Annotated in this window: 23 protein-coding genes and 1 other RNA gene; 21 read left to right on the top strand and 3 right to left on the bottom strand. The window is 31.4% G+C overall.

Annotated elements, in window-relative coordinates; translation table 11 throughout:
• Window positions 1-13: 13 nt before the first annotated feature.
• From EV214_RS02145 to ssrS, 8 genes are all read left to right on the top strand, one after another.
• The gene (locus tag EV214_RS02145; RefSeq protein ID WP_132242234.1) at window positions 14-457 is read left to right on the top strand and encodes a hypothetical protein; all 444 of its coding nucleotides are present in this window, start codon (window positions 14-16) and stop codon (window positions 455-457) included.
• A 144-nt stretch (window positions 458-601) separates the two neighbouring features.
• Complete coding sequence (locus EV214_RS02140; protein ID WP_132242232.1) at window positions 602-1033, top strand: MarR family winged helix-turn-helix transcriptional regulator; 432 nt, start codon at window positions 602-604, stop codon at window positions 1031-1033.
• Window positions 1030-1740 (top strand): YczE/YyaS/YitT family protein, encoded by a 711-nt coding sequence (locus tag EV214_RS02135; protein WP_243116528.1) that lies wholly within the window; start codon window positions 1030-1032, stop codon window positions 1738-1740. Before EV214_RS02140 ends, EV214_RS02135 begins: the two co-directional genes overlap by 4 nt.
• The gene (locus EV214_RS19030; protein WP_243116527.1) at window positions 1725-1826 is read left to right on the top strand and encodes a cytidylate kinase-like family protein; all 102 of its coding nucleotides are present in this window, start codon (window positions 1725-1727) and stop codon (window positions 1824-1826) included. Before EV214_RS02135 ends, EV214_RS19030 begins: the two co-directional genes overlap by 16 nt.
• Before the next feature lie 105 nt (window positions 1827-1931).
• Window positions 1932-2726: a VCBS repeat-containing protein gene (locus EV214_RS02130; RefSeq protein WP_132242230.1), complete on the top strand. Its 795-nt coding sequence runs from the start codon at window positions 1932-1934 to the stop codon at window positions 2724-2726.
• 233 nt (window positions 2727-2959) lie between these two features.
• A complete protein-coding gene (locus EV214_RS02125) occupies window positions 2960-4042 on the top strand; it encodes a DNA polymerase IV (RefSeq protein ID WP_132242228.1) in 1083 nt (360 codons plus the stop codon).
• A 103-nt stretch (window positions 4043-4145) separates the two neighbouring features.
• Entirely contained in the window at window positions 4146-5915 is a 1770-nt protein-coding gene (locus tag EV214_RS02120) for an ATP-dependent metallopeptidase FtsH/Yme1/Tma family protein (RefSeq protein WP_132242226.1), read from the top strand.
• A 148-nt stretch (window positions 5916-6063) separates the two neighbouring features.
• Window positions 6064-6242: non-coding RNA, 6S RNA (gene ssrS, locus EV214_RS02115), on the top strand.
• A gap of 30 nt (window positions 6243-6272) precedes the next feature.
• On the opposite strand, the gene spoVB is transcribed toward ssrS, so the two are convergent.
• Both spoVB and EV214_RS02105 read right to left on the bottom strand, forming a co-directional pair.
• Complete coding sequence (gene spoVB / locus EV214_RS02110) at window positions 6273-7820, bottom strand: stage V sporulation protein B (protein WP_132242224.1); 1548 nt, start codon at window positions 7818-7820, stop codon at window positions 6273-6275.
• Between the two features lie 174 nt (window positions 7821-7994).
• The gene (locus EV214_RS02105; RefSeq protein WP_132242222.1) at window positions 7995-9755 is read right to left on the bottom strand and encodes a methyl-accepting chemotaxis protein; all 1761 of its coding nucleotides are present in this window, start codon (window positions 9753-9755) and stop codon (window positions 7995-7997) included.
• 204 nt (window positions 9756-9959) lie between these two features.
• Here EV214_RS02105 and EV214_RS02100 point away from each other — a divergent pair, with 204 nt between their 5' ends.
• A complete protein-coding gene (locus tag EV214_RS02100; protein ID WP_132242220.1) occupies window positions 9960-10535 on the top strand; it encodes a 2'-5' RNA ligase family protein in 576 nt (191 codons plus the stop codon).
• Between the two features lie 81 nt (window positions 10536-10616).
• The gene (locus EV214_RS02095; RefSeq protein ID WP_243116526.1) at window positions 10617-10859 is read left to right on the top strand and encodes a hypothetical protein; all 243 of its coding nucleotides are present in this window, start codon (window positions 10617-10619) and stop codon (window positions 10857-10859) included.
• Window positions 10860-10875: 16 nt separating this feature from the next.
• Here the strand turns inward: EV214_RS02095 and EV214_RS02090 are convergent, their stop codons facing one another.
• Window positions 10876-11670, bottom strand: a complete 795-nt coding sequence (locus EV214_RS02090; protein ID WP_132242216.1) for a histidinol-phosphatase HisJ family protein — start codon at window positions 11668-11670, stop codon at window positions 10876-10878.
• Window positions 11671-11860: 190 nt separating this feature from the next.
• On the opposite strand from EV214_RS02090, the gene hisZ reads away from it, so the two are divergent.
• From hisZ to EV214_RS02035, 11 genes are all read left to right on the top strand, one after another.
• Window positions 11861-13153 (top strand): ATP phosphoribosyltransferase regulatory subunit, encoded by a 1293-nt coding sequence (hisZ, locus tag EV214_RS02085; protein ID WP_132242214.1) that lies wholly within the window; start codon window positions 11861-11863, stop codon window positions 13151-13153.
• A gap of 12 nt (window positions 13154-13165) precedes the next feature.
• Window positions 13166-13792: an ATP phosphoribosyltransferase gene (hisG, locus tag EV214_RS02080; protein WP_132242212.1), complete on the top strand. Its 627-nt coding sequence runs from the start codon at window positions 13166-13168 to the stop codon at window positions 13790-13792.
• A 48-nt stretch (window positions 13793-13840) separates the two neighbouring features.
• Window positions 13841-14893 carry a histidinol-phosphate transaminase gene (hisC, locus tag EV214_RS02075; protein WP_132242210.1) on the top strand — a complete coding sequence of 351 codons (1053 nt, stop codon included), beginning with the start codon at window positions 13841-13843 and terminating at the stop codon, window positions 14891-14893.
• 3 nt (window positions 14894-14896) lie between these two features.
• Window positions 14897-15481, top strand: coding sequence for an imidazoleglycerol-phosphate dehydratase HisB (gene hisB / locus EV214_RS02070; RefSeq protein ID WP_132242208.1), 585 nt, complete (start codon window positions 14897-14899; stop codon window positions 15479-15481).
• A gap of 16 nt (window positions 15482-15497) precedes the next feature.
• Window positions 15498-16100: an imidazole glycerol phosphate synthase subunit HisH gene (hisH, locus tag EV214_RS02065; RefSeq protein WP_132242206.1), complete on the top strand. Its 603-nt coding sequence runs from the start codon at window positions 15498-15500 to the stop codon at window positions 16098-16100.
• Window positions 16097-16810, top strand: coding sequence for a 1-(5-phosphoribosyl)-5-[(5-phosphoribosylamino)methylideneamino]imidazole-4-carboxamide isomerase (gene hisA / locus EV214_RS02060; protein ID WP_132242204.1), 714 nt, complete (start codon window positions 16097-16099; stop codon window positions 16808-16810). The genes hisH and hisA overlap by 4 nt, the downstream gene beginning before the upstream one ends.
• Before the next feature lie 58 nt (window positions 16811-16868).
• Entirely contained in the window at window positions 16869-17633 is a 765-nt protein-coding gene (hisF, locus tag EV214_RS02055; protein ID WP_132242202.1) for an imidazole glycerol phosphate synthase subunit HisF, read from the top strand.
• Complete coding sequence (gene hisIE / locus EV214_RS02050; RefSeq protein ID WP_132242200.1) at window positions 17633-18259, top strand: bifunctional phosphoribosyl-AMP cyclohydrolase/phosphoribosyl-ATP diphosphatase HisIE; 627 nt, start codon at window positions 17633-17635, stop codon at window positions 18257-18259. Before hisF ends, hisIE begins: the two co-directional genes overlap by 1 nt.
• Before the next feature lie 445 nt (window positions 18260-18704).
• The gene (locus tag EV214_RS02045; RefSeq protein WP_132242198.1) at window positions 18705-18893 is read left to right on the top strand and encodes a hypothetical protein; all 189 of its coding nucleotides are present in this window, start codon (window positions 18705-18707) and stop codon (window positions 18891-18893) included.
• A gap of 138 nt (window positions 18894-19031) precedes the next feature.
• Entirely contained in the window at window positions 19032-20525 is a 1494-nt protein-coding gene (gene pdxR, locus EV214_RS02040) for a MocR-like pyridoxine biosynthesis transcription factor PdxR (RefSeq protein ID WP_132242196.1), read from the top strand.
• 109 nt (window positions 20526-20634) lie between these two features.
• The gene (locus EV214_RS02035) at window positions 20635-21747 is read left to right on the top strand and encodes an alanine dehydrogenase (protein WP_132242194.1); all 1113 of its coding nucleotides are present in this window, start codon (window positions 20635-20637) and stop codon (window positions 21745-21747) included.
• Window positions 21748-21802: the final 55 nt, after the last annotated feature.

The raw sequence follows: 21802 nt of genomic DNA, 5'->3' as shown, positions 1-21802 counted from the left end.
GGAGGAAAAAATGTTGAATTTTTTAAATATTTCAAAACAAAATCTTACGGTTATAAAAGAGATACCCGTAAATATAAACGCTCATTTTATAACGGATACTTCGGAGTCTTGGATTTTTAGTCATCCAAAGGAAGAAGAAGGCATATGTGAGGCATCAATCCACTATATATCAGCACAAAACAATAAAAAGATGATGATGGAACAACCCTTGTGGAGAGGATATTTAGAAGTGGAGTTGCCAAATGAAGAAATGAAAAAAGATTTTTTTGAGAATATCTGTGAACCCGTTATTCATGTAATTTTAAATATACATGAAAAGTATAAGGATATTTCCCATGAATTGTATGATTTTACTTATGGTGTATTAAAAAAGAACAACCCTGATGTGAGGGAGATTGTGATTGATCAATTTATTTATACGGAAATAGCAGAACCAGATGATGGTGGTATTGAATAGGTGGTTTGAATTGAAAGGGTGCCGAGTGGTACTCTTTTATTTTTTAGGAATTAGATTGACATATCAATTAAATAACTCTATAATTTAATGCGGTTACAAATAATTAGGAAGCTAATAATTAGGAAACTAGCAGAAGGAGGATGTATGGATCAGAGTTTTCATTACCTGATTATGATTAATCAGGCATTGTTCCAGAAAAAAGCATTAAGCGGTCTAATGGAGATAGGATTAACACCTGGACAGCCGAAAGTATTAGATTATCTCGTAAGGCATGATGGAAGTATGCAAAAGGATATTGCATATGGATGTCAGATAGATCCTGCTACACTTACAGGAATTTTGGCACGTATGGAAGGAAAGGGTTTGGTGGAACGACGTATGATGGACGGAAACCGGCGTTCCAATTATGTTTACTTAACAGAGAATGGAAGAGAAAAGGAAAAAAAGGTAGCAGAGATATTCCTTGAGATAGAAGAAGAAGTATTTAAAGGGATCGGCAAGGAAGAAAGAGAGCAGTTTATGAACGTGTTTTATAAAATATGCTGTAATATGACCGATACGGAGGGATTACAATGAGCAAGAAAGAAGTATTAAAACGATACATTTTATTTATCATAGGATTATTTGTAAACTCGTTTGGCGTAAGTTTCATAACGAAAGCAAGTCTTGGTACATCACCAATTTCAAGTATTCCATATACATTAAGTCTTGGTTTTAAGCCGACACTTGGTATGTTTACTCTTTACATGAGTATTTTGCTGATTATTATCCAAATGATGTTACTTCGTAAGAATTTTCCTAAACAGTATTTTTTACAGATACCAGTGTCTATTGCATTTTCGTGGTTTATTGATGTAACTATGGAGCTGTTATCTTTTATGGATCCGGATACTTATTTGCTGAAGTTTATCTCTCTGATTGTGGGATGCATAATATTAGGAGGAGGTGTTTATATGGAGATGGTAGCAGACGTTGTAATGCTACCAGGGGAATCATTTGTGAAAGCAGTGTCTGTGAGTTTCCATAAAGATTTTGGTAAGACGAAGGTTGTATTTGATTCGTCTATGACAATTATTGCTGGTGTTATTGGACTCGTTATATTTCGCAAACTTGCAGGTGTAGGTGAGGGAACTGTTATTGCAGCGCTACTTGTAGGGATGATAGCAAGGTTCTTAAAGAAAAAATTAGGATTTGTTGAGAACTTCCTGATAGAAAATGCAAGTGTAACAGAAGAAGAGGAAGTGGTGGAAGACAAATTGCACAGAAATTGGCAAAAAATTTAGGCTTTGATTATTATGATAGAAGTATTATTGCAATGACAGCAAAAGAAAGTAATTTATCAGAAGCAATAGAAGAAATAGAATCTTGATGAATAAAACGTGACAAGGAATGATACAAGAAAATATAAAAGTGAACAAATGCATAGGCTTAGCATATTATATCAGTAACTTTGACGATCGAAAGGAGATAGAATATGTATTATTATCCTATGTATGTTCCAAGAACTATGGGGTTGAATAATAAGAATGGTCATGTATTAGATTTTAAACAAGGGGATGTCAATGGGGATGGGATTATTGACTATGTGTATTTAATAGGAGATAAACCTTACGGAGAAGAAAGTCCCTTTAGAGACCATATAAGATTAAAGATTATAGATGGAAAAACCCAGCAAGAGATGATTATTCCACTAAAAGAAAATGCAGGTTATGGACCCGCTTTATTTCTAGGGGATTTTTCAGGAGATAAGGTAGATGATATTTTAATCAACATATTCTCAGGAGGAAGCGGTGGATATACCTTTTATTATATTTATTCATTTCTAAATAACCAGCCGAATATGATTTTTGATTTTGAAAAATTTAATGCAGCATACGTATATGAAGTAAATTACAAAGATAATTATAAAGTAGAGGTCATTAGTAAAAATACGAATACGAAGTATATATTAGATATTACCTACAAGGGAGAGGATTACTTATCCGAAATTTATGATGAAAATGGTAAATTAAAAGAGCCTATTGAGGGATGGGTAAATCCATTAGGAGGACTATATCCTATTGATTTTCAAAGGGATGGTACTTATGAATTATATGCCGAGCAGCGCATTGCTGGAAGATATAATGCAGATGGGTTAGGATATGTGCAAACCTCTCTTAAATGGAATGGACAACAGTTTGTACCTTTCTTCCAAACGGTAGGGATTTATGGAGGAAAAATAGATGGAATAGCAGATGATATAACAAAAAATCCAGGAATAACATTTTAAGAATAAATCTAAATAATAGGTAAAAAGTAAATGTTTATGGTGTAAATTAGCTACTGAATTTTCGAAAAAGGGATTTCCCAAAAATCTCTTTTTTATGTTGTTCCTTTCATTTAAATGGTTTTCCAAAAGTATATAGATTAGATTTAGAAAAGGATGAAGTAAGAATAATGAAAAAAACCCTACTCATGAGAACGTATGTTTGGTATAATGAGATATGTATGGGGGTGTATTTTATGGATAGAAAGATTATACATGTAGATGTAGATGCATTTTTTGCTTCTGTTGAGCAGAGGGACAATCCAAAATTGAAAGGAAAACCAGTTATTGTAGGAGGAACAAGCGATCGAGGGGTGGTTGCTACATGTTCATATGAAGCAAGAAGATATGGGATACATTCTGCAATGCCAATATTTAAAGCGAAGAAACAATGTCCCTATGGTATATTTTTACCAACAAGGCATAGTCGCTATAAAGAGGTATCTGAGGAAATTTTCAAACTGTTTTATAGTATAACAGATTTGGTAGAACCTATATCTATAGATGAGGCATATTTGGATATAACGAAATTAAATCGAAATCCGAGGAATGTAGCCTATTATATAAAAGAGCAAGTTAAGAAAAAAACAGGGCTTACAGTATCTATAGGCATATCGTATAATAAATTTTTAGCAAAGCTTGGTTCAGATTGGAATAAACCTAATGGACTTAAGGTTATAACAGAAGATATGATTCCAGAGATATTAAAACCATTGCCTATAAAAAAGGTACATGGATTAGGAAATACGTCATGTGAGAAGTTAAATAAAATAGGCATCTTTATAGTAGAAGATTTATTAAAGATGCCTAGTGAGTATCTTGTAAACTTTTTAGGAAAATATGGGATAGAGGTATATGATAGGATTAGAGGAAATGATACTAGAGTTGTCAAAAATACTAGGGTATCAAAATCGATCGGAAGAGAAACAACACTTGAAGAAGATACTCATGATAAAACCTATCTAGAAGAATTGATTTTTAAATTTGCAAAAGATATTTCAACATCACTGAAAAGAAAGCATTTGTATGGGAAAACCATTACCATAAAAATTAAACTTTCAAATTTTGAAAGCCACACGAAAAGTAAGACGATCAATGAATATATAAATTCTTTTGAAGAAATATGTATGGTGGGAGTAAACATTTTAAATGAAATAGATTTGGATAGAGATATAAGGCTGATAGGTCTTAGCGTATCTAATCTTTCAAAGGCTGATGTAAGACAACTGAATTTCTTCGATTTAGAAAATGATTTTTGTAAAAATAATGAAAAATTGTAATAAAAATGATTTCATAAATAGGTTTATTTCAAGAGAAAAATATGATATAATGTATTATGTAAACCACCTCTACTTGTACATAACAGATAAAGGGGGTATTTTTATGAGGTTGAATAAAAAAATAATAATAACTGTTATGATTGTATTAATAATAGGCTTATTTTCGAGTGTCGCGTATTTCACATTATATGACAAAAAAGAAGTCGCTCATTTATCATATAATGAATTTGTAGGTAAAATGAATAAAGGTAAGATAAAAACGGTTTATCTTGTAGATGCGCCTAAGATACAAGGAATATTAAAGGATAGTACAAGCTTTGAAACAGACAATCCAAGAACAGAAAATTTCAAAGAAATGCTACTGGTAAATAATGTTCAGGTGGATGAGAATAAAGGAAATTTAATGGTTACAAATATCATAAGTTTTGTTGGCTTTATCATAGTACTTGGAGCTACGGGTATATTTTTGTCAAGACAATCATCTAAACAGACATCGCGAGAGTTTTCTAAAATGTCAAATATGGAAGCAATTGACCAAGGCGATATAAAAATTAATTTTGCAAATGTAGCAGGCAATGAAGAAGCAAAGATAAGCATAATGGACTTAGTTGATTTTTTGAAAAATCCAGAAAAATATGCAAAATATGGTGCAAGAATACCTAGAGGTGTGATGCTATACGGACCTCCAGGAACGGGCAAAACACTTCTTGCAAAAGCTTTGGCAGGAGAAGCAAATGTTCCTTTTTTCGCTGTATCAGGTTCAGATTTTGTTCAAATTTATGCAGGGTTAGGAGCTGGAAGAATAAGAAGTTTGTTTAAAAAAGCAAGAGAAAAGGGTAAAAGTGTTATTTTTATAGATGAAATTGATGCATTAGGAAAGAAGCGAGATGGATTCAATGGAAGTGATGAGACAGACCGAACACTTAATGCATTACTTACAGAAATGTCAGGATTTAATGAAAATGATGGCATCATCGTAGTGGCAGCAACAAATAGATTAGATACCCTTGATGATGCATTACTTCGTCCAGGTAGATTCGATAGACAAATAGAGATTGGATTACCAGATGTAAATGCAAGGCAGCAGATTCTAAAACTGTATAGTAAAACAAAACCTTTAGCAAAAGATATAGATCTAAAAAAATTGGCACATGAGACAGTATATTTTAGTGGCGCGAAGCTTGAAAATTTATTAAATGAATCGGCCATACTTGCAGCGAAAGATAATACTGAATTTATCGACTTAAAGCATATAGACAAAGCTTATTACACAGTAATCGCTGGAGAAGAGAAGAAAGATAGAAGCACAATATCACAAAAAGATAGAGAAATTACTGCATATCACGAGGCTGGACATGCCCTTGTTACGAAAGTAATAGCGCCTTTGAATAAGGTAAGTAAGGTTACAATTATTCCAAGTACAAAAGGTGCTGGAGGTTTTAGCATGAATATACCACCAGACAAAATGTATCGAACAAAGAAGGATATGATCCATAGTGTTAAAATTGCATTAGCAGGACGTGTTGCAGAAGAACTTATTTTTGGAGAAGAAAACATCACAACGGGTGCAAGTAACGACATTGAGAAAGCAACACAAACTATTGTGTCTATGATCAAACAATTTGGTATGAATAAGAAAATAGGTATGCTAAATTATGATATACTTCATGGACATAGTCAAGGCAGCGTAGATGATGAAATCGTAAATGAATGTAGACGAATTATGGAAGAATTATACAAAGAAACAAAAACTATTCTTGCTGAAAATAGAGAGCTTCTAGGGTGCATAGCAAAGCAATTATTGATAAGAGAAAGCTTAAATGAAGAGGATATTGATAAACTAATAAATAAATCCATAAAAGAAGCCCTATAGAAAAATGAAAAATAAAAGAGGTCAACCATTATATTTAAGCAATTGGCTTGTTTTGTAAACAAAAGGGATAATAAACAATTATAACAGAATGTAGTGCAACATTCTAGACTTTTAAATTATGAAATAATGGTGTATAATAGAATCATAATAGTTTCTGGGGTGTGCGTTAAAGCCTGAAAATTCAACCTACAAAAGACATCCGGGAGTTCGTGTTCCTTTATGTATGAAATGCCTCTTTTGTGTGGAATTCAAAAATAAAGGATAGATCACCCACGTAAGTTAAGTGGCGGGTGTGAATTTGAGGGCAGACGGCATTCTGGACAATACTGAAAAAAGTCTTTGTAAAAAAAGACTTTTTTATTTTTTTGTAAAAATATATTTTAATGTTTTAAAACTGATACTGCCTGAAAGTATGATGATGAGGCTATAGCTTAAAAAACCAGTACTCATGCTACAGAAAATACAAAGAAAGGTATTTAAGTTTATACGAACACATAAATTATAAACATTTAAAATAAACAAAGTCATAATAATGGTTGCAATAATAGGCTTGATTACTGCATCCTTAAGATTTATATTTAATTTTACATAATGATTAAGACTGCTAACATTTAGGATGCATATTACAAATATGGACAATACAAATCCTAAAATATATCCTTTTTCAGCAAAGTCAGGATTGGAAACCAAATAGTAAGTACAAAATAATTGGATTGTCATTCCAATTAGATGATGAATGGTTGTAATGACTTGTTTACCCATTCCATGCAATATGCCAGATACTGTATGGTGTAGGCATAAAAAAGTAGTTGAGAAAGCTAGTAATGAAAGATATGCACCAACACTTGGTTGTTCGTATATAAAAGAACATATGGGTCTTGGAAAAAATATAAAAATGGAAGTAGTCGGTATTGCTACAAGTAGTGTCATGCGAATTGCAAGATTTGATTTTAGACGAATATCTTTCCAATTTTTTAATGCCATTTCTTGTGATACTGTAGGAATGATATTTACAACCAAAGCAGAAGTCACAATAAACGGCAAAAAAAGAAGGGGCATGGCCATTCCTGCAAGCCTTCCAAAGGTTGATATGGATTCTTGTGATGTAAAACCTGCTATTTGTAACCGTTGAGGAATCAATACGGCATTGATAGACTGCATGACTACAGCAACGAGTCTTGTAATGGTAATAGGGATTGAGATGTATATAATTTTAGATAAAATTCCATTTCTTGCATTTCTTAAAAGTTGATAAGTTCTTCTCAAATGAAATGCTTCGCGAATTTTAAATTTAAAAAGAAGACATAATAGACCGATGCATTCTCCTACAGAAATGCCTATTACTGCGATCATAGAAGATTGTTTTGTATTAGATGCTCCAAACATATATAAACATCCTAGTACAAAGGCAATTCTAAAAGTCTGTTCTAAAACTTGAGAGAGTCCAGGAGGTCCTACATCTTTGATTCCGTAGTAATAGCCTCTAAATATTGATGATAATGTAATTAATGGAATTGCTGGTGTTAAGGCGATAAGGCTAAGATACGTATCTTTGTTTTTTATAACATGGATGCTTATATATTTTGCATGATAAAAAAGAAGTATAGATAAAATGGAACTGATCAATAATCCTAAAATGGAGGCGTAACCTAGAGTTCTGTTGCACCCTCTTTGGTTATTTAAAGATAAATTGTGCGCTACAAGTTTTGATACGGCAATAGGAATACCAGCCGTTGTAAAGGTGATCAAAATCATTAAAATTGGAAATACCAAATGAAAGAGGCCAATTCCTTCGGCACCAATCATTCTTGATAGTAGAATTTTATAAGCAAAGCCCAAAAAACGCACAATAAAATTTACAATAATAAGTATAAAGGTTCCATATAAAAACGAGTTTTTTTTCATAAACAGCCCCTCTTTATAGATGAAATAAAGAAAAATTAAAAAATAAGTTACTTAGGGAATTTATTTTTGATGATCCCATACTTTAAATAAATATTCTTATAGAAATATTTATATTACATACTTTTAAGAAAAATGTGAAGAAAACAATGAAAAGTCTAAGAAGATTCTTAGACTTTACAAGTTTTTAACAGCTTGATAGATGTTTTCAATATTTTTTTTCTGATCACCTAAAAGTTTAAATTGATGATGGATACCATTTAAAGAGGTTTGTGTTGCATTTATAATTGTAGTTAAGGTACTACCAAACTCTTGAATAGATGATAAAAAAGTTTGTGTTTTTGCTGTAATATTTTGAGAATAATCTTTCATTTGCTCTGATTCATGGGTGGTTTTAGAAGAACTTTGAGACACGAGGGCTGTCAAATTTTTAATGTTTTCAATATCATGAACTACAGCTGAAAATAGGTTGTCTACTTCATCGAATATGGTTATGATTTTTTTTGTTTTATCTATTGAAGTCACAGCACCTTTTGTACTTTCATTGAGCATTTTTATAGTAGCAGTACTAAATTGTGTCAATTCTTTTATAATACATTCAATTTCTTGTGCATTTTGAGAAGATTGATTGGCTAAACTTCTTATTTCTTCTGCAACAATTGTAAAGCCTCGACCATATTCACCAGCATGTGCAGCTTCAATGGATGCATTTAAAGCCAATAAATTTGTTTTTTTTGAAATATTTGTTATGCTTGTTAATATGCTTTGGATATTATTGACTTTATCCGATAGAATGCGTACTTCATCTGAAGCTTCTGTAATTTGAAGTAAGTTTTCATGAAGGCTCTCAACGATATGATAAATAGCTGTTATATTTTCTTTTAATTCACCGCTAAAGGAGTAGATCCTATTTTGCGTTTGATGAACAAAATCAATGGTTTTTGTAGAAGAATGGGTTAGTTCTTGGTTTAGACGACTTACATGAGAGATCCCATCACTTACTTGATCTATATTTGTCCCGATTTCATCTGCTCCTGAGTGGAAAAAGGCAACATTCCTTGATATAGAAAAAAGATTTTCATTTGAACTTGTGGCATCATCTTTTACAGTAGACGATATTTCCATCATATCGTTTGTTTCATGCAATAATTTTTTTGTTAATAGATGAATATGATCTCTAAAAGCTGTTACTTTAGAAGTGATAGCAAATACAAAATATAAGGATATAGCTACAGATAGAACCCCTATTATGATGGACAAAAGGGAATAAATATTATTTTGCTTATGAATCTTTTTAATAATAGGTTTTGTATGGTTGACAGTATAGGTATTAATTTTATTAGATGATGTATTCATTTTTTCTACTCGATCAAGAGATAGAAGGACAAGTGTATCCTTTGTGGCCTTTGTTCGATCTAAAAAAGTAGTGGGAAGATGCTCAATATGTTCTTGAAGTCTTTTATAAATAGTTTGAAATGATTGAATTTCTTTCAAAAAATCTTTTTTCTCTGAATAGTTATCTTGTTCATGAAAAGACTGTAAAAAAGATTTCGTTGTTTCATCCATTACTGTAAGATTTTTTTTAACATCATGGATGGAATTATTTCCTGCAAGATATCTTTGAAAAGTGATATTTGTTTGAAGACTATAAAATTGAATTTTTGAAGACAATATAAGTTGCTCATTGATAATCGTTTCTACTTTCTTTAAGTTGTTGCTTGATAGATGCAACGAAAAATTTGTAATAATTGATACAAATAGAATTAATGTAATTAAATAAACAAATGCATGAGAAATCTGTTTGTGAATAGGTAAAGATGTTTGTCTGTGTTTAAAAAAAAGCTTAATAGAAGAAGGAATGGGTATTTTTTTAAATAGATTCTTTATAGAAGGATAGATTGATTTTTGTTTAGATTTTACTTTAAATTTTTTAAGCATGTAAATACCTCCTGAAAAGAAATTTTGGCCAATTCTATTATAATTTTTTTAGCTGAAAGATATATTATTGGAAAGTTATAAGTATGTTAAATTTGCGTTAACAGATGAGAAAAAAATAAATTAGCTGATAACAAAAATGTTTAAGGAGTTTGTTTTGTAGTATTATTAATATAAGAAAGATTAAGACATACTTGGAGGGTGTATATGGAAAATATGATATTTTTAGTAACTGTGCCCAATGGAACGCTGTACTACTGCTGTAGAAAAATACAACAATCTCTTTGGAAGGAATATAATTTAGGAAAGGATGTATTACCAGAGATACACTTAACTATAGATGCATTTTATTATAGAGATTTAGAAGAAGTAGAAAAAATAAAAACTGCACTTCATGAAATAACACACAAAATCGCACCCTTTGAAGTTACATCTAATGGATTTGGATATATACCGCATCCACATAATTGTATTACTCTTCATATTGTGAAAACAGAAGAATTAAAAAATGCTTATCATTTAATTCATAATGCTATGCAGGAAAGAGGATTTAGAGTAAGAGCTTTTAGCCCTGAAGAAATTGTATTTCATATAAGTTTAGCAGGAACACATGGAAGAGAATGGAGTGAAGAAGAGAATTTGCATGCTTGGAATAAAATGAGAGATTTTAAATTAAAAGAAAGAGCTTTTATTGACGAACTTGAGTTATGGTACCCAGAAATTGATCCAAACGCAAGGTTCATTTCAAGAATGAAGTTAGAAGATATAGGAAAAATGAAATGAATATAAGGAAAATAATATGTATGAATTTTCATGGGGGACAAAGAATATAAAAAGAAGGGAAAATGAATGGAGGAAGTACCTATGGAATTAGTCTGTCCAATTTGTAATGGCATGGTTGTATATCTCTTAAGATGCGCCCATTGTGGCAAACAAATGGAAAATAAAGGTACAATTACAGAATTTTTAGATGACTATAGCGCATACCTAGATTTGAATATTACAGAACGTGTAGATGGTGCAGCATATGATAAATGTATACATCTATTTTATTGTGAAAATTGTAATTATGATAAAAGAATATCGGTTCAAAGAGTAAAGATATAGGATGCCTTAAGGTATCCTATATCTTTATGAAAGAAGGTTTCATATTTTCAAATATAGCAATATATTTAAACCCTATTTCTTTTAATAAATGATAGACATAATCAAATTTATAAACTAAATGATCCGGCTGATGGGAATCAGATCCTATGGTAACGACTTCACCACCTAAAGATTTATAAAAAGATAAAAGCTCTTTGTCAGGAATAGGTTCTTCTAAATGGTATCGGAATCCAGAAGTATTTACCTCAATGCCTTTTCCAGCGTAAATGAGTGTGCTGAAAATTTCTTTGATGATATCAAAATAGTTTTTGATATCTTGAACTTGGACATGATGTTGATATCTCTTTAGCAAATTCATATGGCCTAAGACATTAAAATTTTTAAAGTTTTGGGTGCATATAAGGAGTTCTTCAAAATACTTTTCATAAGCTTCATGAGGGGTCTTTCCTAAGAAAAAATCTCCTATATGAATATCCTTTTTATCTGCAGTGTGAATCGAAGAAATAACAAAATCAAACTTTCCATTTTCAACTAATGTAGTACATTCTTCTATGATGTGGGGTTGAATACCAATCTCTAATCCTTTTCTTATTTTTATTTGATTTTTATATTTTTCAGTCAACTGATTTATTTCTTGTGTATATAAAGTAGGATCAAATTCAAAACTTATAGATGGGTCTTGATAACCATAATCTATATGGTCTGTAAAACAGATTTCTTTTAGACCTAGTGAAATGCCTTTTTGAATCATTTCTTGCATAGGTATGTTACAGTCAGCGGAAAAGTGACTGTGTACATGATAGTCGTACATAAAAATACTCCTTTCTGATGAAAAAAATTATTTTTTTGCTTATCCCTTATTTTAATCCACAAAAATTATTTGGTCAATGGATTGGATTATAAAAAAAATATATAAAATTCTTGACTTTATAAGTTGGGTGTATTAAAATGCTATTAAAGCTTTAGCACGATAAAGCGATAAAGCATAAGGCGGTGATAATATGGTGAGGTTAAATCATTTTATTCCTCAAGGTGTAGAAGATACACATTGCAATGAATATGAAATCAAAGAAAATACAATCACAAAGATTAAAAATATATTCAAAAGTTTTGGCTATAGACAGATTTTAACACCCACGTTTGAATACTATGATTTATTTTCAGCGGTTGAAGGAACAATTCATAAAGATGAAATGTTTAAGTTTATAGATAGTAGTGGGAAAATTCTAGTGCTACGACCAGATGTAACAACACCTATTGCAAGGATGGTTGCTACAAACTATAAAGAAAGCTTTGGTTATCTAAAATTTTCTTATGCAACAAATATTTTTAGAATTAATGATGAACAAAATGGAAAAAAAAGAGAGTTTACACAGACGGGAATTGAATATTTAGGAAATGAAAAGCCAGACTCAGATGCAGAAGTTGTGGCATTAGCTATTAAAAGTTTGATTAGTTTGGGTATCAATGATTTTCAGATTGACCTAGGGCAAGCAGGATATTTTAGAGGATTAATGGAAGCAAGTGGGATACAAAGGAATCAACAAGAACAAATTCGTAGATTGATAGAAGAAAAAAATTTTGCAGAACTAAAAGCTAAATTAGATCCATTAAACATAGATGAATTTTTTAAAAACGCTATTTTAGAAATCCCCTATTTGTATGGGGAACCTGAAAGGATCATAAAAGAAGCACAAAAGTTTATATGCAATGAAGAGATGGAAAGATCTCTAGAGAACCTAAAGTGTGTATATCATATTTTAAAAGAATATAATTATGAAAAGTATATTTCTGTAGATTTAGGAATGATTCATCATATAGATTATTATACGGGCGTTATATTTAAGGGATATGTAAATCACTATGGAAAAGCAGTTATAAGTGGGGGAAGATACGACAATCTAACAAAGCAATATGGATGTTTCATGCCAGCTACAGGTTTTGGATTAAATATTGATTCACTTTTGGAGGTGCTAAATATGTATAAAATTAATAAAGAGTTTGTGTGCAGTACAGATTATTTAATATTATATGAAGAAGCAAATCGGAAAAAAGGATTGAAGCTCGCATTACAATTAAGGGATAAAGGTTTTATCGTAGAAACAGATCTATATGAACAAAATATAAAGCCACATATTCAGAATGCCAATGATAGAAATATCAAGGAAATTGTACAAATTAGTGGGGAAAGATTAAAGCGAATTGATATTAGAAGTAATAAAGTTTTTACCAATACCTTCGCACAATTTTTAAAACAAGCAGACACTGTAGAAATATTTGCGTCTATTCACTAGGGAGGGTATAGGATGGATTATTTAAATATTGCATTAGGAAAAGGAAGATTAGCAGATAGGACATTTGCATTATTAGAACAAATAGGGATAAACTTTGAAGATGATCATACTAAAAGTAGAAAATTAATATTTTTGAATAAAGAAGAAAAAATACGCATTATTTTTGTGAAAGCAAGTGATGTAGCAATATATGTAGAACAGGGAGCAGCCGACATGGGTGTGGTAGGAAAAGATACGCTTTTAGAAGCACAGGCGAGTGTTTATGAGATTATGGATTTAGGGTTTGGTAAATGCAAATTTGCTGTGGCAGCGCCAAAAAATTTCACGATAAAATCAGATAGAAAATTAAAAGTTGCGACAAAATACCCAAATGTGTCAAAAAAATTTTTCCGGAAAAAGGGTAATCCTATAGAGATTATTAAGTTAAATGGTTCTGTAGAGTTAGCACCGATTATAGGATTATCGGATGTGATTGTAGATATTGTAGAGACAGGAACAACGTTAAAAGAAAATGGGTTAGAAGTAATAGAAGATATATGTTCGGTGAGTGCAAGATTAATCGTAAATAAAGCAAGCTTTAAAACAAAAACAAATAAAGTCCATCAGATTATAAGAGGATTAAAGGAATGTATTGAGTAAAAATAAAAAGATATAAGGACAAATAAGAATATAGAAGGTGGTTTGAATATGATTGAACTTATTAAAGAGAGTGTATGTTTGATAAAACCATACAATGTACTTAAGGAAGAGATAGATATAAAGTTAGATGCGAATGAAAACCCATTTAATATATTTGAGTTTTTAAAAGAAAAATTCATAAAAAAAATAAGTAATTTAGATATGAACCGATATCCTGATACAGACAGTGAGAGGTTGAGAATGGCTTTTGCAAAACATGTGGATGTACAGGAAGAAAATATTTTATGCGCAAATGGCTCAGATGAGATTATTCAAATGATTATTAATGCATTTGTGGATAAAGATGAATATGTAATTACTCATAGCCCAACCTTTTCTATGTACAAAATATTTACAACTATTGTGGGTGGAAAAGTAATGGAAGTGTCAAGTGAACTTTCTTTGGAAATAGATGTAGAAGAAATAATTAAAGAAGCAAATACAAAAAAAGCAAAAGTTGTTTTTCTATGTAACCCAAATAACCCAACAGGTACAGTGATACCAAGAGAGGATATTATAAGAGTAATAGAGGAAACTAAGGCGATTGTGGTGGTAGATGAAGCCTATTATGAATTTTTAGGTCAATCTGTAGTAGGTTTAATCAATGATTATGACCGTTTGATTGTGCTTAGAACACTTTCTAAAGCTTTTGCGTTAGCCGGGGCAAGAGTAGGTTATGCGATTGCCAGCGAAAAGATGATGGATGTATTGTATAGGGTGAAGGCGCCTTATAACTTAAATATATTTTCGCAAATTGCAGCAGAATTATTTGTTGAAAACATCGATTTGATAAATGTTTATCTAAAAAAGATTATAGAAGAAAGAGAATATTTATTAGAAGCATTAAAGAAGATGGATGATATGAAGACATTTCCAACGGGAAGCAATTTTATTTTGATAAAAAGCGCAAAGGCAAGAGAAATACTTGCGACATGTAGAAAAGAAGGCATATCATTAAGAAATTTTGGAGAAGATGGATTACTAAAAGATTGTATTCGTATCACTGTAGGGACAAGGGAAGAAAACAATAAAGTGATAAATTTACTCAAGGACGTGGTGTAATAGATGAGAAAAGCAGAAATGAATAGAAAGACCTATGAAACAGATATTGTGCTTTTGTTGAACATAGATGGAAAAGGAAATACAAAAGTGGATACAGGAATAGGATTCTTTGATCATATGTTAATATTAATGTGTAAGCATGGTTTTTTAGATCTTGACTTAAAGTGTATTGGAGATATTTATGTAGACAATCATCATACGGTTGAGGATGTAGGCATTACACTCGGAAAAGCATTTAAAAAAGCAATTGGGGACAAAAAAGGAATTACAAGATATGCAACTGTATTTACACCGATGGATGAATCGTTATCTCAAATATCTATAGATATAAGTGGTCGTGCTTACTTACACTTTGATGTAACTTTTGAAAGAGAATATGTTGGAAAGCTTGAAACAGAGTTAATTGAAGAATTTTTTAGAGCGTTTACAAACCAAGCTGAGATTACACTTCACATTCAATTAAATTATGGGACGAATACGCATCATATGGTTGAATCTATTTTTAAAGGGTTCGGAAGAGGTATTGACCAAGCTGTTAGGATTCAGGATAGAATTGAAGGCGTATTATCTACAAAAGGTTCTTTGTAATAAGGAGGATATGCATATGATTGCTATTGTTGATTATGGTGTAGGGAATTTAAAAAGTGTTTATAAGGCACTAGAAAAATTAGGATTTGAGGCAATAATTACTTCAAAGGAAGAAGAGATCAATCAAAGTAAAGCCATTATTTTACCAGGGGTGGGTGCTTTTAAAGATGCGATGGATCATTTGATAGAGAGTGGATTGATTGATTGTTTAAAGAAGAATGTAAAAGAAGGAAAACCTATTTTAGGTATATGCTTAGGGATGCAACTGTTTTATGAAAAAAGCTATGAAGATGGAGCATGGAATGGATTAGGATTATTAGAAGGAGAAGTAGTAAGATTTGAGGATCAATTAAAGGTACCACATATGGGATGGAATGATTTAATAGAGGGAGTAAAGGATGAAATTGGAAAAGATATAAACGGAGAGTATGTATACTTTGTACATTCCTATTATGTAAAGCCGAAAAGAAAAGAAGAAGTTCTTTTTTGGACAAATTATGGGATAGAGGTCCCAGCAGTTATAAGAAAAGATAATATATTTGGTATGCAGTTTCATCCCGAAAAGAGTGGAGAAACAGGAATGCGACTACTGAAAAATTTTGGGGAGTTGATAAAATGATTATTTTTCCAGCTATCGATATTCGTGGGGGGAAATGTGTAAGGCTTATACAAGGTAAATTTGATAAAGAGGATATATATGGAGAAAATCCAGTGGAAATAGCCATCAACTGGGAGCAACAAGGTGCGAAATATATTCATTTAGTAGATTTAGATGGCGCTTTATATGGAAAGTCTGTGAATGGTGATGTGATTAAAAAAATTATTCAATCTGTGAATGTTCCTGTACAACTAGGAGGTGGCATTAGAAAAATAGAAGATGTCAAAAATATGTTACATTTGGGCGTTAGTCGTGTTATTTTAGGGACATCCGCTGTAAAGGAAGATGGATTTGTAGAGAATGCTTTAGAAGATTTTCAAGAGAAAATTGCTGTATCTATTGATGCTAAAAATGGTTATGTTGCCATTGATGGATGGACAAAGACAAGTGATATGAAAGCAATTGTCTTTGCTAAAAAACTTGAGAAAATAGGTTTGAAAACTTTAATATACACAGATATTGCAAAGGATGGTATGATGAGTGGCCCGAATTTTTTAGAACTAAAAGAAATGAAAGAAAATGTGAATATGCAGATTATTGCATCTGGTGGGATCAGTAATTATGAAAATATTAAGAAATTAATTGATTTAAAGTTGTATGGTGCAATTATTGGAAAAGCTTTATATACAGAAGATATAAAACTAGAAGCATTATCTAATTATATTGGATAAAGGCGTTAAGAGAAGAATCAGAAGGGTCTGAAGTTTGATTTTTATAGGGGGTGTTTGTATGCTTACAAAAAGGATTATTCCCTGTTTAGATGTGAATAAGGGAAGAGTTGTGAAGGGAAAAAAGTTTAAAAACCTTGTAGATGTAGAAGATCCAGTAAAACTTGCCAAATTTTATAGTGATGAAGGGGCAGATGAGTTAGTGTTTTATGATATCACTGCATCGAATGAAAATAGAGATATATTTTTAAATGTTGTGGAAAAAACGGCACAAGAAGTGTATATTCCATTTACAATAGGTGGGGGCATCAGAACGATAGACGATTTTACAAAAGTCTTAAGAGCAGGAGCAGACAAAGTATCTGTTAATTCAGCAGCGGTGAAAAATCCAAAAATCATTCAAGAATCAGCACTTAAATTTGGAAGACAATGTGTAGTATTGTCTATAGATGCAAAGAAAAATGAAGAAGGTTTTTGGTCAGTTTATATAAATGGTGGTAGAGTTGACACAAAAATGGATGTTTTAAAATGGGCGAAAGAAGGAGAAAGACTAGGTGCTGGAGAAATTGTTATTAATAGCATTGATACAGATGGGGTAAAGGACGGCTATGATCTTTTTATCACAAAAGAAATTGCTAAATGCGTAAATATTCCTGTCATCGCTTCGGGTGGAGCTGGGAAAAAAGAAGATTTTTTGAAAGTGCTAAAGGATGGATCCATTGATGGTGCATTAGCTGCATCTGTTTTTCATTATGGAGAGATAAAAATAAAAGCATTAAAAGAATATCTTTATGAGAATGATGTTGCAATTAGGAGGATCAAATAATGTCGAAAGAATGGGATCTTAAATTCGATGAAAAAGGACTAATACCAGCAATTGTACAAGATGTGAATACAAAGAAAGTGCTAATGCTTGCTTATATGAATGAAGTATCTTTAGAGAAGACTTTAGAAACTAAAAAAACATGGTTTTATAGCAGAAGTAGAAAAAAACTATGGAACAAAGGGGAAACTTCTGGAAACTATCAGATTGTCAAAAAAATCAGCTATGATTGTGATCAAGATACATTGTTGATAGAAGTTATTCCTCTAGGAAACGCCTGTCATACAGGATCTGAAACTTGTTTCTTTAATAAAGTATTTGAAGAGGAGAATAAAGAAAATAGTAAGAATGAAATCATCAAAAAATTATATAACCGTATACAAAAGCGTAAAGAAAATCCTTTAGAAGGTTCCTATACCAATTATTTATTTGAAAAGGGCATTGATAAAATTCTGAAAAAGGTTGGAGAAGAAGCGAGTGAAGTTATTATTGGTGCTAAGAATGACAACAAAGATGAAATGATTTATGAAGTTTCTGATTTAATATACCATCTTTTAGTACTTTTGATAGAGAAGAAAATTACCATGGATGAGATCAAAGAAGAATTGTGGAATAGGTATAATAAGTAAAAAAATAATATTTTTTTTGAGGATGAAAAAATCATAGAAACAAATCCTATATAAAAGGAGGTGCTTTTATGATGGATAGAGATACAGTCATAAATGACATTTTAATAAAACATCCACAAGTAGAAGAAGTATTTAAGGAATTTGGAATAAGATGCTTCGGTTGAGGCGGCGTACTTTATAAAAGTGTTGGATACGCTGCAAAAACATATGGTATCGATGAAAAAGAATTAATAAAGGCAATCGCGTATAAAATACATTAAATAAGAGAACAAGTAGATGAAAATTTGCATCTGCTTGTTTTTTAAAATGAATCATAAAATACAGATATTATCGGTTACTGATTGTTTTATGTTTAATAAATAAGGATACAAATATATTTTATGAAAAAATGCACATAATAAATATTGTAAAAGAAAAATCAAAGTGGGAGGAGGTGTTGTATTTTATGGATATGAATACACGTGATACAATTATGAAGAAATTATTAGATGCCCAAGAAAATGTACGTGATTATGAGACGTTTTCAAAGAAAGTTGAGGATAAAGAAGTAGCAGATACATTTAAACAATTTGCTGAAGAAACAGGAATGCAAGCAAGAAAATTACAAGGGCTGATAGATAAATATGACAGATGAAAATAGAGTGCGGATTTCCGCACTTTATTCTATTTGTGGTAAAATTGTCTGATATTTTGTATAATAAATGGTAGTAGTTGAAATTTATAATAAATAAGATTATAAAAGAAGATAAACAGCAAGATGAAGGAGGTTGAAATGGAAAAATATATAGGAATTCAATTAGATAAAAATTCACCTCAACATTTATATATGCAACTATTTCAGAAGATACGCCAATTGATTATGGATGGAAAACTCAAAGAAAAGGATAAACTTCCTCCGATTAGACAGCTTGCAAACATGCTTGGTGTGAATACAAGTACTATTGTAAATGCTTATGGGCTTTTAGAGAAAGAAGGATTTGTATATAAAAAAATTGGTAGTGGCACTTTTGTTTCAGAGAGACATGATAATGATCTTTCTGATATACTACTCCAAAAATATCCTTTAGATGAGGATATAAGATTAATGGATCGAGGACAGATCCAAATAAAAGAGAATATGATTAGCTTTGCAAGTGCTACACCAACAACAGATTTATTTCCTGTAGAGGATTTTAAAATTCTTTTAAATGAAGTTTTAGATAGAGATAAAGGAGATGCCTTTGGATATCAAGAAAGCCAAGGATATTTTCCCCTTAGAGAAGCATTAGTGAATTATTTAGCGCAAAGTAATATTCAAACGAAGACAGAAAATATTCAGATTATTTCGGGTGCACAACAAGGGATAGATGTAATTTCCAAAGCATTTGTAGATTACAATGATACGATTATTGTAGAGAGTCCTACTTATACAGGGGCTATAGGAACCTTTAAATCTAGAGGGGCTAAGATTGTCAGTGTGCCTATTTTAAAGGACGGGATAGATATAGAGCTATTAGAAGAAAGTATAAAATTATATAAACCAAAACTCGTTTATCTTATGCCAAATTTCCAGAATCCTACGGGATACTCTTATAGTAGAGAAAAGAAAATGAAAATCATTGAATTAGCAAAAAAATATAATCTACTGATTGTTGAAGATGACTATTTGAGTGATTTAAGTTTTTATAGGGATGACCATGCAACTTTAAAAAGTATAGATGAGATAGGATCAGTGATCTATATTAAAAGCTTTTCTAAGATTTTTATGCCAGGATTAAGATTGGGGTTTTTAGTATTACCAAAAAAAATCCATCATAAAATTCTTGCTGCTAAGCATACATCAGATATTTCAACTTCTGGATTAAATCAAAGAGTCTTTGACCTTTATCTTAAAAAAGGAATATGGAAAAATCATATTCAGTATATGGAAAAAATATATAAAGAACGATTCGATATTATGAAAAAATGTATAGAAAAATATTTTACGCAAACGGGAATAGATTATAGCTTTCCACAAGGGGGATTGAATTTTTGGTTTTCCTTGCCAGAAGGATATGATGCAAATAAGCTTTATGTAGAGGCTGCAAAAAATAATATTCTTATATTACCTGGATCTATATTTTTTACCTGTCAAAATGAAAGTAGATGCTTTCGACTTAGTATTGCTTCTGTTTATCCTAAAGATATTGAGATCGGCATAAGAAAATTATCTCAAGTGATTGAAAAATTTATAAAAAAAGATACGGATAAAAGAAAAGGGGCAGATCCATATACACCACTTTTATAGGTCATAATATGTGTATGAAATGCATAAATTGATAATAAAATAAAAAATGGTTCTATGAGATACTTTCATCAATAATGGATAAAAAGAGGTGAATAGGGGGGGTTAGTACATGAAAATTGGATTACCAAGTGAATTAGGGAATGGAGAATCGAGAGTTAGCATAACGCATAAAGGAGTTGAAAAACTCACCCAATTAGGGCATGAAGTTTTTGTTAGTAAGGGTGCAGGAGAAGCCAGTGGCATAACAGATGAAATGTATAAAAAATCAGGGGCTATTCTTTTAGATGAGATAAAAGATGTGTATAAACAGTCAGATTGTATTGTAAAAGTAAAACCGCCTGTTTCCATCGAGTTTGACTATTTAAAAACAGGGCAGCTCTTATTCTGTTTCATATTACTAGAAAAGAATGAAGCCCTAACACGCATGCTTTTAGAGAAAAAAATCATCGGCATTGCCTATGAAATGGTTATAGACAAACAAGGGAAAAAACCATTATTGATTCCTATGAGCGAAATAGCGGGTAAGATGGCAGTGTTTATGGGCTCAAAGCTGATGCAAACAGTGCATGGTGGAAAAGGAGTCATGCTAGGAGCTGTACCTGGATTAGCACCTTCAGAAGTGGTAATATTAGGAGCGGGGAGTGTGGCTTACGGAGCTGCAGAAATTGCTATGGGTATAGGATGTAATGTCACGATTCTAAATAGAAGTACGAATAAGTTAAGAGATTTAAAAAATAAACTACACAAAAAAGGTAATTATATAAACTTATCTGATGAAGCACTTTCATATGCTATGCTCAAAGCAGACTTATTGGTCAATACAATTGACCAAATGGGAGATAAACAAAAACATATTGTCACGGCTCAGATGGTTCGACAGATGAAAAAGGGAAGCATCATAATAGATGTTGCGTGTGATGAAGGAGGCACGATTGAAACTTCAAAACTTACAAGTCATACACAACCTACGTATACAATAGATGGCGTAGTTCATTGTGGGATACCAAATTTACCAGGGATTGTACCTGTTACGGCTACTTTTTCCTTAGCAGAAGCTGTATTACCCTATATCATAACAATTGCCGATGATGGATTTAAAAAAGCTATATTAAATGATATTGGGTTGAGAAAAGCACTATGTACCTATGATGGATATCTAATCCATAAACAAGCTTCTCAAAATTTTGATATACCTTATGCATCCTTTGAGAAAGCTTTTTGAAAAATGTAGGCTTGAAATGATAAACATTAGAAAAAATAAATAAACAACAAGAGGT

Source organism: Marinisporobacter balticus (assembly GCF_004345705.1).
GTDB classification, from domain to species: Bacteria; Bacillota; Clostridia; order Peptostreptococcales; family Thermotaleaceae; genus Marinisporobacter; species Marinisporobacter balticus.
Note: the sequence above shows the minus strand (reverse complement) of the source record. Positions and strands in the feature narration are given on the sequence as shown.

Excerpts from the sequence above, each read along its gene's own strand:
- EV214_RS02090 (WP_132242216.1), bottom strand. The coding sequence starts at position 11,670 with ATGTACGACTATCATGTACACAGTCACTTTTCCGCTGACTGTAACATA.
- EV214_RS02105 (WP_132242222.1), bottom strand. The coding sequence starts at position 9,755 with ATGCTTAAAAAATTTAAAGTAAAATCTAAACAAAAATCAATCTATCCT.
- EV214_RS02095 (WP_243116526.1), top strand. The coding sequence starts at position 10,617 with ATGGAATTAGTCTGTCCAATTTGTAATGGCATGGTTGTATATCTCTTA.
- EV214_RS02035 (WP_132242194.1), top strand. The coding sequence starts at position 20,635 with ATGAAAATTGGATTACCAAGTGAATTAGGGAATGGAGAATCGAGAGTT.
- hisIE (WP_132242200.1), top strand. The coding sequence starts at position 17,633 with ATGTCGAAAGAATGGGATCTTAAATTCGATGAAAAAGGACTAATACCA.
- hisB (WP_132242208.1), top strand. The coding sequence starts at position 14,897 with ATGAGAAAAGCAGAAATGAATAGAAAGACCTATGAAACAGATATTGTG.
- hisF (WP_132242202.1), top strand. The coding sequence starts at position 16,869 with ATGCTTACAAAAAGGATTATTCCCTGTTTAGATGTGAATAAGGGAAGA.
- hisA (WP_132242204.1), top strand. The coding sequence starts at position 16,097 with ATGATTATTTTTCCAGCTATCGATATTCGTGGGGGGAAATGTGTAAGG.
- EV214_RS02045 (WP_132242198.1), top strand. The coding sequence starts at position 18,705 with ATGGATATGAATACACGTGATACAATTATGAAGAAATTATTAGATGCC.
- hisC (WP_132242210.1), top strand. The coding sequence starts at position 13,841 with ATGATTGAACTTATTAAAGAGAGTGTATGTTTGATAAAACCATACAAT.
- EV214_RS02140 (WP_132242232.1), top strand. The coding sequence starts at position 602 with ATGGATCAGAGTTTTCATTACCTGATTATGATTAATCAGGCATTGTTC.
- hisG (WP_132242212.1), top strand. The coding sequence starts at position 13,166 with ATGGATTATTTAAATATTGCATTAGGAAAAGGAAGATTAGCAGATAGG.
- pdxR (WP_132242196.1), top strand. The coding sequence starts at position 19,032 with ATGGAAAAATATATAGGAATTCAATTAGATAAAAATTCACCTCAACAT.
- hisZ (WP_132242214.1), top strand. The coding sequence starts at position 11,861 with ATGGTGAGGTTAAATCATTTTATTCCTCAAGGTGTAGAAGATACACAT.
- EV214_RS02130 (WP_132242230.1), top strand. The coding sequence starts at position 1,932 with ATGTATTATTATCCTATGTATGTTCCAAGAACTATGGGGTTGAATAAT.
- EV214_RS02125 (WP_132242228.1), top strand. The coding sequence starts at position 2,960 with ATGGATAGAAAGATTATACATGTAGATGTAGATGCATTTTTTGCTTCT.
- hisH (WP_132242206.1), top strand. The coding sequence starts at position 15,498 with ATGATTGCTATTGTTGATTATGGTGTAGGGAATTTAAAAAGTGTTTAT.
- EV214_RS02135 (WP_243116528.1), top strand. The coding sequence starts at position 1,030 with ATGAGCAAGAAAGAAGTATTAAAACGATACATTTTATTTATCATAGGA.
- EV214_RS02100 (WP_132242220.1), top strand. The coding sequence starts at position 9,960 with ATGGAAAATATGATATTTTTAGTAACTGTGCCCAATGGAACGCTGTAC.
- spoVB (WP_132242224.1), bottom strand. The coding sequence starts at position 7,820 with ATGAAAAAAAACTCGTTTTTATATGGAACCTTTATACTTATTATTGTA.
- EV214_RS02120 (WP_132242226.1), top strand. The coding sequence starts at position 4,146 with ATGAGGTTGAATAAAAAAATAATAATAACTGTTATGATTGTATTAATA.